This window comes from Comamonas sp. GB3 AK4-5, from assembly GCF_041320665.1.
In the GTDB taxonomy this organism is placed as follows: domain Bacteria; phylum Pseudomonadota; class Gammaproteobacteria; order Burkholderiales; family Burkholderiaceae_C; genus Comamonas.
The window spans coordinates 4,246,570-4,258,875 of sequence record NZ_CP166730.1 but is presented as its reverse complement, the minus strand read 5'-3'; the positions used below and the strand labels follow the sequence as shown (position 1 = coordinate 4,258,875).

The window sequence follows — 12,306 nt, the reverse complement described above, 5'->3', positions numbered from 1 at the left end:
ATGGCAAGAGAATACAAAGACGTGGTCGTGGGACTGGACATTGGCACCGCCAAGGTCATGGCCGTCGTTGCTGAAGTCATGCCCGGCGGGGAGTTGAAGCTGGCCGGCCTGGGCGTGGCGCCCAGCAACGGGCTCAAGCGCGGCGTGGTGGTCAACATCGACGCCACGGTGCAGAGCATTCAGCAGGCGCTCAAGGAAGCCGAGCTGATGGCGGACTGCAAGATCCAGCGTGTGCACACCGGCATCACGGGCAGCCACATCCGTGGCCTGAACCAAAGCGGCATGGTGGCCATCAAGGACAAGGAAGTGACGCAGGCCGATGTGGCCCGCGTGATCGAGACAGCCAAGGCCGTGAGCATCTCCTCGGACCAGCGCCTGCTGCTGGTGGAGCCGCAGGAATTCGTCATCGATGGCCAGGACGTGAAAGAGCCCATCGGCATGAGCGGCATCCGCCTGGAAGCCAAGGTGCACATCGTCACCGGCGCGCAAAGCGCGGCCGAGAACATCATCAAATGCGTGCGCCGTTGCGGCCTGGAAGTGGAGCAGCTGCTGCTGAACCCGCTGGCCGCCAGCCAGGCCGTACTCACCGATGACGAACGCGAGCTGGGCGTGGCCCTGGTGGACATCGGCGCCGGCACCACGGATGTGGCCATCTTCACCGGTGGTGCGATTCGCCACACGGCGGTGATCCCCATCGCGGGCGATCTGATCACCAGCGACATCGCCATGGCGCTGCGCACGCCCACCAAGGACGCGGAAGACATCAAGGTCGAAAGCGGCTATGCCAAGCAGATGCTGGCCGACCCCGACAGCCAGGTGGAAGTGCCCGGCCTGGGCGATCGCAGCCCGCGCATGCTGAGCAAGCAGGCCCTGGCCGGCGTGATCGAGCCGCGTGTGGAAGAGATTTTCTCGCTGGTGCACCAGGTCATCCGCGAGTCCGGCTACGAAGAAGTCCTGTCCTCCGGCATCGTGCTTACAGGTGGTAGCGCCGTGATGCCCGGCATGGTGGAACTGGGCGAAGACATTTTTCTCAAACCCGTGCGCCGCGGTATTCCGAAGTACGCCAGCGCCTTGGCCGACATGGTGGCGCAGCCGCGCTCGGCCACGGTGATGGGATTGTTAGAGGAGGCTCGCATGGCACGTATGCGTGGATTCAAAGTGGCACAGAAGAGTGGGTCCGTGAAGACCGCCTTTGGCCGTTTCAAAGACTTCATCGTGGGGAACTTCTAACCATGTGCTCCCGACGTTTACGCATCACAGGCCCGCCCACGGACTTTCGATACCAGCGATACCGAAGTGAAACCAGAACAACAGCAGTGACCCATTACCCAATTTCAGGAGCAGCAACATGACCATCGAAATGATCGAAGCCGAAGAGTTCAACCAGGGCACACGAATCAAGGTGATCGGCGTGGGCGGCGGCGGCAGCAATGCCGTGGAGCACATGATCGCCTGCAATGTGCAAGGCGTGGAGTTCGTGTGCGCGAACACCGACGCGCAGGCGCTCATCCGCAGCAATGCACATCGCACCATCCAGCTGGGCCAAAGCGGCCTGGGCGCTGGCAGCAAGCCCGACAAGGGCCGTGAAGCGGCCGAAGTCGCGGACCAGGACATCCGCGCGGCCATCGAAGGCGCCCACATGCTGTTCATCACGGCCGGCATGGGTGGCGGCACCGGCACCGGCGCTGCGCCGGTGATTGCCCGCGTGGCCAAGGAAATGGGCATTCTCACCGTGGGCGTGGTCACCAAGCCCTTCGAGTGGGAAGGCAGCCGCCGCATGACCAATGCCGACGGCGGTCTGACCGAGCTGGAAGCCAATGTGGACTCGCTGATCGTGGTGCTCAACGAGAAGCTGCTGGAAGTGCTGGGCGATGACATCTCCCAGGACGAGGCCTTCTCCCATGCCAACGACGTGCTGAAGAACGCCGTGGGCGGCATTGCCGAAATCATCAACGAGTACGGCCATGTGAACGTCGACTTTGAAGACGTGCGCACCGTGATGGGCGAGCCCGGAAAGGCCATGATGGGCACGGCCCGTGCCTCCGGTCCCGACCGCGCCCGTATCGCTGCCGAGCAGGCCGTGGCCTGCCCGCTGCTGGAAGGGATCGATCTGTCCGGCGCACGCGGCGTGCTGGTGCTGGTGACGGCCGCCAAGGGCAGCCTGAAGCTGTCCGAGTCGCGCCTGGCCATGTCCACCATCAACGCCTACGCATCGCCCGATGCCCATGTCATCTACGGCGCGGCCTATGACGACACCCTGGGTGACGACATCCGCGTGACCGTGGTGGCCACGGGTCTGGCACGCCAGAACGCCCGCCGCCAGCCCATGTCGGTGGTGCAAGGCGGTCTGCGCACCGGCACCGACGGTATGTACGCCATGCCCACGGCCTCCATGGGCGCGGCAGTGACGGCAGGCATGCCCACCATGGGTGGTGCCGCAGGCCAGGCCGACTACGGCGGCATGAACGTGCCCAGCGTGTGGCGTACCAACCGCACCCAGGCCGCAGCCCGCGTGGATGCCCTGTCTTCGGGCGGCATGGACGATCTGGAGATCCCTGCCTTTCTGCGCAAGCAGGCGGATTGACACCCCCTGAGGCGCTGCGCGCCTTCCCCCTCTCTATCGCTGCGCGATGGAGGGGGACGGCAGCCTCGCTGCGGGGCGGCCCTTGCTCGCTGCCCCTGATCTGGGCCGCGCCAGTTGCATAGACTGCGGGCAGTGCGTAAGGCCTCCGAAAAGAGAGCATCCGCAGCTTGATGCCTCTGGGTTTCAAGGTGAAAAGTATTTGGAGCGTAGGAAGAGAGCGCCATAGGTGCTCTCTTTTTTATGAGCCGCTGCAATGCTGCAGCCTGTTGGAGGTAATGGCCGTGATTGGGATTTCCCATGGCCTAGGGCTGCAGGAATATTCCTCTCGTCGGTAAAATCTCTCTATGCTCCAGCAACGCACCCTCAAGACCATCACCCGTGCCGTGGGCATGGGTCTGCACAGCGGCCAGCGGGTCGAGATGACCCTGCGCCCGGCCCAGCCCGACACGGGCATCGTCTTTCGGCGTGTGGACTTGCCGGAGCCTGTCGATATCCCGGTGACGGCGCAGTCGGTGTCCGACACCCGCATGGCCACCACCATCGCCACGGGCAGCGCCAAGGTGCACACCATCGAGCATCTGATGTCGGCGCTGTGTGGCCTGGGCATAGACAACCTCTACATCGACATCACGGCCGAGGAAGTACCGATTCTGGACGGCTCTTCTTCCTCCTTTGTGTTTTTGCTGCAAAGCGCAGGGGTCGAGGTGCAGAACGCGCCGCGTCGCTTCATCCGGGTGCTCAAGCCCGTGGAGGTGCGCGAGGGCGAGGGCGAAAAGCTCAAGTGGGCGCGCTTTGATCCCTACCACGGCTTCAAGCTGCGCTTTGAGATCGATTTTTCCCATCCGGCGGTGGATTCCACCGGCCAGTCGGTGGAGTTCGACCTGGGCGCCGGCAACTACCCGCGCGACATCGCCCGGGCCCGCACCTTTGGCTTCACCAAGGATGTGGAAATGCTGCGCAACAACGGCCTGGCGCTGGGTGGCGGCCTGGACAACGCCATCGTCATGGACGACTATAAAGTCCTCAACAGCGACGGCCTGCGCTATGACGACGAATTTGCCAAGCACAAGATCCTGGACGCCATGGGCGATCTGTATGTGATCGGCAAGCCGTTGCTGGCGGGCTATAGCGCTTTTCGCTCCGGCCACGGCATGAACAACCAACTGCTGCGCGCCTTGCTGGCCGACCCCACGGCCTGGGAAGAGGTCAGCTTCGACAGCGATCGCAAGGCCCCTGCGGGCTTTGCACAGCTGGCGAAAGCCTGGTAGAGCTGGATGACGCCCCCTGAGCCGCTGCGCGTCTTCCTCCTCTCTGGCTGCGCCGGAGGGGGACGGCTCCAGCGCCAAGCCGAGGACAAGGCGGCCCTTGCGCGGTGCCCTGGCGTGAAGCACGCCGGGTTGATGCACAGCGCCCAGAGCCGGCTCCCTCGCACCCAAGGGAAAAGGGCGGCAGTGAGGCTATGTCCTGGAAGGCTCCGCGTCTGGGAGGACTGCTGAGATGCTGCTGTTTCGCTGGATGGCCTCGCTGCTGCTGCTGGCCTCGGCCCTGTGCTTTGTCTTCTACCTGGGCACGGGCCGCGTGCTGTACAAGCGCTGGGGGCTGCTGGTGTTCAAGTGGACGGTGATTGCAGGCCTGGCCTTTTTTGCCGTGTTGATCTTCGGCAGACTGGTTTAGCGCCTTCTGGATTTGCGCGGCAGCTTCATCCTGAGAGCGTGTTGCGTGCTGGTGAGTGAAGCTGAGCTTTGCACTTTGCAAACTCTGTATGTCCCGCGCAAAGTGTTCGTAAAACCCGCTGTACGCGCTCGCGCGCAGCGGGCATTCCACGCATCATGGAGCCCAAACCCCATCAACCGGATGGGTAGCTTTCACCCCAGAGAGGAGTGCTCCATGAAAAAAATGTCTGCCGTAGCCGCCATGCTGGCCGTGGGCTTGGGTATGACGGCCACCCTGGCCCAGGCCCGTGATGACCACGACGGCCCCCGTGGCCAGGCCAAAGGCCATTACAAGCACGATGATCGACGCAAAGACCAGCGTGACTGGGCGCGCGAGCAACGCCGTGACGACCGTGACCATGATCGCCGCCATGGCGCAGGCCCGGATCACCGCTGGGTCAAGGGCTATCGCGTGCCACCCCAGTACCGTGGGCCCCAGTATGTGGTGCAGGACTGGCGCGGTCACCGCCTGAGTGCGCCGCCCCGTGGCTACCACTGGGTGCAGTACGGCGGCGACTACATGCTGGTGGCCATTGCCTCTGGCGTGATTGCCCAGCTGATTCTCAGCAGCTATTGATCTGTTTGACAGCACGCAGGCCGCACGTATTGCGTGTTGTTCTCTCTGCTGCAAAAGGCTTCCACAGGAAGCCTTTTGTTTTTGGCGCAGTGCGGTGGGGTGGTGCATCGCTGGGTCGCCGCTCAGCATGCAGCCATGAGGAGGGCCGGTGCTCTATGGCAAGACCTTGCCGGTGGCTGATTGCAGCGGGGTGTGCAGCTGTGAAGGCACAAACTGCCCGCTGTTGTCATCGCGGCCCTGGAGCAGATAGCGGGCTTCGGGTTTGCCGTGCTGGCGCACGGCCTCGGCGGAGAATTGGCCTATGGCGGTGCTGGGGTCGCGCAGGCGGTTGATGATCAACACCTTTTTTGTGTCGGCAAAGCCCGCCATCATGTTCTGGTCGCCTTCGCTGTCGCCCGCGACCAGGGCCGGGCCGTAGCCGTAGCGGCTGACCAGAAAGCGCTGTATGGCGCGTGTCTTGCCCGGGCCCTGGGTCTGGTCGTAGGTCTTGCGGAATATGGGCTGGATACGTCCTTGGGCATCGCGCTCTAGCTCCATGGCCAGCACCCTGTCGGAGGGCTGTTGGTAGCCAAAGCTGGGGTTGGAGGCGATCTCGCGCACTACATCGACAAAAGACGCCGAGCAGATCCAGATATCAAAGCCCGCGTCTCGCAGGTGGGCGTACAGGTTCTGCATCTCGGGCACCAGGCGCAACCCGTTCTTCCAGCTGACTTCCACCATGCCTGCCCGCCCTGGCAGTTGCGCAGGAGTGGTCCAGCGCCGCTTTTCTATGGGCTGCTCCAGCTGCCACTGCACGGTTTCACGCGTCATGCTGCGGACTTCGGCTTCCGTCAGCCCCGTGAACAGATACGTGACCCAGGGGTAGGCGGTGTCGTGGTCGAACGTGCCGCCAATGGCCTCGTACAGATAGCGGACCTTGGTGACAAAGGCCTGGTAGTGCGGGCTTTGGCGCACCTGCTCCAGCGGCTGCGTGCCGGCCAGGCCCTGGTAGTGGCTGTAGAGCCAACGGTAGCTGCGCAAAATGTCGGGGACGATGGTGTTGATGTTCACCTCACGACCCTTGGAGTTGCGGTATTCGGGCTTGAAGGCGGTGCTGGGAATGTTGCGGCGTAGTGCCACTTCCAACTGCTGGGGTGTGGCGCCGAAGCGCAGATGCTCCAGCTGGTAGACCAGCACGGCTTCTTCGATGTCCAGAAAAATACTGGTGTTGTCCCAGTCGAAGACCGCGTAGGGCGGATGCGTGGCATCGAAGCCGGGGCTGCTCTTGCCCAACTGCTGGATCAAGTCGTCAATTTGCTGGCGGTTGAAATCGTCCCAATGCCCTGCCGCCAAAACTTGCCGAGCTTGGCTGGCTGCCGCAGGAGGCTGGGGTGCCGCACAGCCGCCCAAAAGCAAGGCTGAGGCCATGCAAGCGGCCAGGGACAGTGCGCAAAGACGGTGGTTGTGGTGTGCTTGCACGTTCACGTTTTGGTGGCTGCAAGATGAGGCGGGGCCGCACCAATGCGTGGGTGCAGTGCCCATGCAGGGTCGCTGTCGTCTTTGAGAACCACGCCGCTGTGGTCCAGGCGCTGTGCCTGGCGCAGCAGCCAGGCCAGCTTGAAGGCCGCATGGCGGTAGCTCAGACCCTGAGGGCGGACGTTCGAGATGCAGTTGCGCTCGGCATCCAGGCGGCCGCGGCGTGGTCTGTAGGTGAGGTAAATGCCCAGGCTGTCGGGCGAGCTCAGGCCCGGACGTTCGCCGATCAGCATGGCGCTGCAGCGCGCCTGCAGCAGCTCGCCAACCTCGTCGGCCACGGCCACGCGGGCCTGTTGCACCACCACGATGGGGGAGACGCTGCAGTCCGGAGGCAACAAGGGCAGCAAGGCCTGAATGAGGGGTTGGGCATGGCGTTGCACGGCCAGCGATGACAGGCCGTCGCCCACGACCAGGCACAGATCGGGGTGGCTGGGCAACAGGGCTGCGCGCTGCTGCAGGTCATGGGCATCCTCGGGTGTCAGCTGGCGGCCAAGGTCGGGGCGGCGCAGGTAGGTGGCGCGGTCCTTGGCCTGGCTGTGCACCTGCCAACAGACATGGCCTGCGGCCTGCAGGGACTGGACCAGCGCTGGCACATCCAGGGGGGTGTGGATGGCATCGCGGGCCATGGCATGGGCCCAGCCAAAGTCCAGGCTTTCACGCGTGGGCGTGGCCACGCCGGCGCGGCCCAGGGCAATGCGGGCCGGGGTGGCGTTGCGCCAGCCTTGCCATGGCATGACCGTGACCCCGGGTGCAGCTTGCTCTGGATGTCGTGACAGGTCTGACAGCTTGTTCATACAGCGGCTCCCAGGTAGGTGAGTTGGGCGAATGCGCCTGCCAGGCGGGCGGGGGCCGCATTGTTGAGCCCGGTGAAGCGGTCGGTGATGTGCTGGGCCTGCAGCCAGGCCTCGAACTCGGGCGCCCGTGCCAGGCCCAGGGTCTCGCGCAGAAACAAGGCGTCGTGAAACGAGGTGCTCTGGTAGTTGAGCATGATGTCGTCCGCGCCCGGCACGCCAATCAGAAAGTTCAGCCCCGCACTGCCCAGCAGCAGCATCAGCGTGTCCATATCGTCCTGGTCGGCCTCGGCGTGGTTGGTGTAGCAAATGTCGCAGCCCATGGGCAGGCCCAGCAGCTTGCCGCAGAAGTGATCTTCCAGGCCGGCGCGGATGATTTGCTTGCCGTCGTACAGGTATTCCGGCCCTATGAAGCCGACCACGGTGTTGACCAGCAGTGGCTGGTAGCGCCGCGCCAGCGCATAGGCACGGGCCTCGCAGGTTTGCTGGTCCACGCCATGGTGGGCATTGGCCGACAAGGCACTGCCCTGGCCGGTTTCAAAGTACATGAGGTTGTGGCCCAGCGTGCCGCGTTTTTGGGCCTGGGCTGCGTCATGGGCCTCGTCCAGGATGGGCAGGGTGACACCAAAGCTCTGGTTGGTTTTTTCGGTGCCGCCTATGGACTGGAACACCAGGTCCACGGGCACGCCGCTGTTCATCAGCGCCAGGGTGTTGGTCACATGGGTGAGCACGCAGGCCTGAGTGGGAATCGCAAAGCGCGCGATCAGCTCGTCAAACAGATGGCACAGCCGGCCCAGGGTGGCCATGCTGTCCGAGACGGGGTTGATACCGATGACCGCATCGCCTGCGCCCAGCATCAGCCCATCCAGCACCGAGGCGGCCACGCCGCGCACATCGTCCGTGGGGTGGTTGGGCTGCAGGCGCACGGCCAGGTGGCCGGGCAGCCCCAGGGTGTTGCGAAACTGGCTGATGACCGTGCATTTGCGTGCCACGGCAATCAGATCCTGGTTGCGCATGATCTTGCTCACGGCGGCCACCATTTCCGGCATCAGTCCAGGTGCCAGAGCCTGGAGCACGGGCGTGGACGCCGCATCGCTGAGCAGCCAGTTGCGAAAGTCCCCCACCGTGAGATGGGCCACAGGCGCAAAGGCGGCCGCGTCATGGCTGTCCATGATCAGGCGGGTGATGCAATCCTGCTCATAAGGGATGAGGGCCTCGCTCAAAAAGATCTTGAGCGGGAGGTCGGCCAGCACATGGCGGGCCGCCATGCGCTGCTGGGCCGTGGGTGCGCCCAGGCCCGCCAGATAGTCGCCGGAGCGGGCCGGACTGGCATGGGCCATGAGCTGGCGCAGATCCTCAAAGTCATAGACTTGGCCGCCCAATGTGGTGTGGTAGCGCATGTTGGTGCTTCCTTGTGTCTCATCTCAGTGATTCAGGGGGCTCCCCCTCACCCCAACCCTCTCCCCTTTGGGGCGAGGACGTAAACCCATGCACGCAGCACACAAACTGGCGGGGCACAGCTCAGAGACGCCGAGCAAGAGCCGCCTCGCGGCGAAGGCGTCGTCCCCCTTCCAGGGGGAAGCGGCGTAGCCGCTCAGGGGGGACCGTTTCAACCTTCCAACATGGCATCAGGCTCCAGCTGGGAGCGGTGTTCGGCCGTGTGCTGGAAGTACAGCCAGCTCAGCCCCATCAAGCCCAGGAAGACACAGGCCAGCACCGGGTTGAACCACAGCATGGCGCCCAGGCAGACCAGGCCCAGGGCCAAGGCCAGCAATGGGAAGAAGGGGTAGAGCGGTGCGCGGTAGCTGCGCTGCATATGGGGCTCGGTCTGGCGCAGCCGGAACAGCGCCGCCATGGAGGTGATGTACATGACGATTGCGCCGAACACCGACATGGTGACGATGTTGGCCGTCAGCGTCTGGCCGCCCAAGGTGATCCACTCATCGCTGAAGATGGCGGCCACGCCGACCACACCACCGGCCAGCAGGGCCCGGTGCGGGGTCTGAAAGCGTGGGCTGAGCTGGGCGAAATATGCGGGCAGATAGCCGGCGCGGGCCAGTGCAAAGATCTGGCGCGAATAGCCCATCAAGATGCCGTGGAAGGAGGCGATAAGGCCGAACAAACCGATCCACACCATCATGTGCAGCCAGCCGCTTTGCCCGCCCAGCACGGCCTTCATGGCCTGAGGCAGCGGGTCGTTGATGTTGGCCAGCTGGCGCCAGTCGGCCACGCCACCGGCCATGATCATCACGCCAAAGGCCAGGCTCACCAGGGTCAGAATGCCGGCGATATAGGCCTTGGGAATGGTGCGCTGCGGGTCGCGCGCTTCTTCGGCTGCCATGGCCGCGCCTTCAATGGCCAGAAAGAACCAGATGGCAAACGGGATGGAGGCAAAGATGCCGGACAGGGCGGTGCCGTTGAACGTGTCCGAACCTGCCCAGCCCATGGAAGCAAACTGCGCCCAGCTCCAGCCCGGGCTGACCACGCCCATGAAGACCAGCAGCTCGAAGATGGCCAGCAGCGTCACCAGCAGCTCGAAGGTGGCCGCAATGCCCACGCCCAGCCAGTTCAGACCGATGAACAAGGCATAGGCGCCCAGAGCGATGTACTTGGGGTTGATGGACGGAAACTGCACGTTCAGATAAGCGCCGATGGCCAGGGAAATAGCGGGCGGCGCAAACACAAACTCCACCAGGGTGGCAAAGCCGGCCACAAAGCCACCCACGGGACCGAAGGCGCGGCGCGCATAGGCGAAGGGCCCGCCTGCATGGGGAATGGCCGTGGTCAGCTCGGTAAAGCTGAAGATGAAGCTGGTGTACATCAGGGCCACCAGCGTGGTGGCAACCAGAAAGCCCAGCGTGCCCGCGCTGGCCCAGCCATAACTCCAGCCAAAGTACTCGCCGGAGATCACCAGGCCGACGGCAATGCCCCAGAGCTGGAAGGTCCCCAAAACCTTTTTCAGGTGTGCGGGCTGTGTGGATGTGGATGCATTGCTCATACCGGCGTCTCCTGAGTGAGGCAGTTGCAGGCCATTGCATCAAAGGCCAGAGGCTGTACCTATCCTGAATCGGCAATCCGGATGGATGGGGACGCTTTTTCCTATCTGGGATAGCGGCGCTGGAACAGGTCGGAGCGGAGTTGTTTCTTGACGTTATGGCTTGCCAAGGGCGCTGTGAGGGTGAGTACGCGAAACGCCAAACAGCTTGCACGCATTCTTTACATGCCGATTGCATCAGGCCGGGGCGAAATTTGGTCTCATGCCGTATGAACTTTGCAAGCGGCAACGGCACGCCTACAGGCCACCCGCAAGCGGTGGCGTATTGCGTGCGCAACAGCACCGATGTGGACGAGCATGCGGGCCATATTTCAGCCTGGGAGCAGGAGTACGACCAGATATCGAGCGGGCGCTTTTGCGGCCGGGTGCGGGAGCTGTGGCTGCCCGAAGCGCGGCTCCAGCTCTTTCATGAATACACCTGGCCCGCCACCAGCCAGCGCTGCGCTTCCTGGCCAGGCTCGGTATGGGTGGGCTTTGCCGATGTGCACAGCCACCAGCCCCTGCATTTCTGCGGCAGCGAACAGGCGGCCAGCGGAGGGCCGGGCAGGGCCCTGATGTGTGCCAGTGCCAGTGCTGGCTTTACGCTGCGCACGCCTGCGAATTTCGGTATTTACGGAGTGGTCATGGACCTGCAGTGGCTGCAGGCGCAAATGGAATGGCTGGGGCTGGGCCATGACCGCCTGTTTCCGGAACGTGGCGTCCATATGGCCTTGCTGGACCCCGGGCGGCATGCAGCGCTGTGCAGCATCATGGAGCAGTTGCTGGCGCTGGGGCAGGGCATGGCAGGCCAGAGCCAGGGGGGATGGGACATGGCCGCCACCGAGGCCTTGCTACCCCAACTCCTGGCTCTGCTGTGTGATGCCAGTCCGTTCTCGCCGGCGCACCAGGCTGCGCAAAGGCGGCTGGCCTTGGTGATGGCTGCACGTGACATGGTGAGCCGTCCGCTCTACCAGGCATTGGGCGTGGACGCGCTGTGCCAGCAGTTGCATGTCACCCGCCGCACGCTGCAAAACCATTTCCAAAGCGTGTTGGGCCAGTCGCCCTCCGACTTCCTCAAGGCCGTGCGCCTCAACGCCTGCCGGCGGGCATTGCGCGATGCCCAGGGCCAGCAGACCGTGCAGGACATCGCAGCGCGCTGGGGCTTTTATCACATGGGCCATTTTTCCCAGGACTACAAGCGCCTGTTTGGTGCTTTGCCGTCGAAAACGCTACACACCCCCTGAGATCGTGAACACGCTCTGAGGCACTACGCGCCGGGGGGCAGTCTTTGCAGGCGGGTTCCAGCTTGGGCGTGCGCCTATGGCTGCATGCGCTGCGTGCAAAACTGGCGCTGCTCAGGTCAGGGCACCGCGCAAGGGCCGCCTTGTTCCTCGGTAGGCGCTGGTGCCGTTCCCCTCCCTCGCACAGCGAGAGAGAAGGGGAAGACGCGCAGCGGCACCGGGGGCTTTCATTCAGTACGTTCTTCCGCCCTTGTACAAGGCATGCTGGCGGCGCTGGAGTGACGTCTCCTGCGCGAGGCGGTCCATCACATGGCCGGCATGGGCATGGGTGATGGCCATGCCCAGGGCGTCGGCCGCATCCGGGCCGGGCAGGCTGGGCAGGTGCAGCATGCGCTTGACCATTTCCTGGATCTGTTCCTTGGCCGCACGGCCATGGCCGGTGATGGCTTTTTTCATCTGCAGCGCGGTGTATTCCGATACCGGCAGCCCATGCATGACCAGTGCCGCAATGGCGGCGCCACGCGCCTGGCCCAGCAGCAGCGTGGACTGGGGGTTGACGTTGACGAAGACGATTTCGACCGAGGCGCTCTCGGGCTGGTAGCGGGTGATGACCTCGCCAATGCCCTCGTAGAGAATCTTCAGCCGTGCCGGCAGGTCGCCCAGCTCCACCCCCGGTGTCCGGGTGGTGCGTATGGTGCCGCAGGCCACATAGCGCAGCTGCTGGCCCTCGCGTTCCACCACGCCAAAGCCGGTGGTTTGTAGACCGGGGTCGATGCCAAGAATGCGCATGAAAGATGCCGTGAACAGAAGATGCCGGCGCACGCCGCGCCGGTGCGGGAATTGTGCCGCAAG

The 12,306-nt window shown here is 64.0% G+C and carries 11 protein-coding genes; 6 read left to right on the top strand and 5 right to left on the bottom strand.

Annotated elements, in window-relative coordinates; genetic code table 11:
• The 5 genes from ftsA (at position 1) to ACA027_RS19020 (ending at position 4,873) form a co-directional block, all read left to right on the top strand.
• Positions 1-1,230 (top strand): cell division protein FtsA, encoded by a 1,230-nt coding sequence (gene ftsA / locus ACA027_RS19040; RefSeq protein ID WP_370679757.1) that lies wholly within the window; start codon positions 1-3, stop codon positions 1,228-1,230.
• Positions 1,231-1,348: 118 nt separating this feature from the next.
• Entirely contained in the window at positions 1,349-2,584 is a 1,236-nt protein-coding gene (ftsZ, locus tag ACA027_RS19035; RefSeq protein WP_370679756.1) for a cell division protein FtsZ, read from the top strand.
• Positions 2,585-2,928: 344 nt separating this feature from the next.
• On the top strand, positions 2,929-3,852 hold the full coding sequence (lpxC, locus tag ACA027_RS19030) for a UDP-3-O-acyl-N-acetylglucosamine deacetylase (RefSeq protein WP_370679755.1): 924 nt from the start codon (positions 2,929-2,931) through the stop codon (positions 3,850-3,852).
• Positions 3,853-4,081: 229 nt separating this feature from the next.
• The gene (locus ACA027_RS19025; protein WP_370679754.1) at positions 4,082-4,258 is read left to right on the top strand and encodes a hypothetical protein; all 177 of its coding nucleotides are present in this window, start codon (positions 4,082-4,084) and stop codon (positions 4,256-4,258) included.
• A gap of 213 nt (positions 4,259-4,471) precedes the next feature.
• Positions 4,472-4,873 carry an RcnB family protein gene (locus ACA027_RS19020; protein WP_370679753.1) on the top strand — a complete coding sequence of 134 codons (402 nt, stop codon included), beginning with the start codon at positions 4,472-4,474 and terminating at the stop codon, positions 4,871-4,873.
• A gap of 153 nt (positions 4,874-5,026) precedes the next feature.
• Here the strand turns inward: ACA027_RS19020 and ACA027_RS19015 are convergent, their stop codons facing one another.
• The 4 genes from ACA027_RS19015 to eat all read right to left on the bottom strand — a co-directional run bounded on the left by ACA027_RS19015 (position 5,027) and on the right by eat (position 10,177).
• Positions 5,027-6,157 carry a haloacid dehalogenase-like hydrolase gene (locus tag ACA027_RS19015; protein WP_370679752.1) on the bottom strand — a complete coding sequence of 377 codons (1,131 nt, stop codon included), beginning with the start codon at positions 6,155-6,157 and terminating at the stop codon, positions 5,027-5,029.
• A 176-nt stretch (positions 6,158-6,333) separates the two neighbouring features.
• A complete protein-coding gene (eutC, locus tag ACA027_RS19010) occupies positions 6,334-7,182 on the bottom strand; it encodes an ethanolamine ammonia-lyase subunit EutC (RefSeq protein WP_370679751.1) in 849 nt (282 codons plus the stop codon).
• Complete coding sequence (locus ACA027_RS19005) at positions 7,179-8,579, bottom strand: ethanolamine ammonia-lyase subunit EutB (RefSeq protein ID WP_370679750.1); 1,401 nt, start codon at positions 8,577-8,579, stop codon at positions 7,179-7,181. Before ACA027_RS19005 ends, eutC begins: the two co-directional genes overlap by 4 nt.
• A 209-nt stretch (positions 8,580-8,788) precedes the next feature.
• The gene (eat, locus tag ACA027_RS19000) at positions 8,789-10,177 is read right to left on the bottom strand and encodes an ethanolamine permease (RefSeq protein WP_370679749.1); all 1,389 of its coding nucleotides are present in this window, start codon (positions 10,175-10,177) and stop codon (positions 8,789-8,791) included.
• Between the two features lie 266 nt (positions 10,178-10,443).
• Between eat and ACA027_RS18995 the strand changes: the two genes are divergently transcribed.
• Positions 10,444-11,457 carry a helix-turn-helix domain-containing protein gene (locus tag ACA027_RS18995; protein WP_370679748.1) on the top strand — a complete coding sequence of 338 codons (1,014 nt, stop codon included), beginning with the start codon at positions 10,444-10,446 and terminating at the stop codon, positions 11,455-11,457.
• Positions 11,458-11,685: 228 nt separating this feature from the next.
• Here ACA027_RS18995 and ruvC read toward each other — a convergent pair whose 3' ends face one another.
• Positions 11,686-12,243: a crossover junction endodeoxyribonuclease RuvC gene (gene ruvC, locus ACA027_RS18990; protein ID WP_370679747.1), complete on the bottom strand. Its 558-nt coding sequence runs from the start codon at positions 12,241-12,243 to the stop codon at positions 11,686-11,688.
• Between the last annotated feature and the right edge of the window lie 63 nt (positions 12,244-12,306).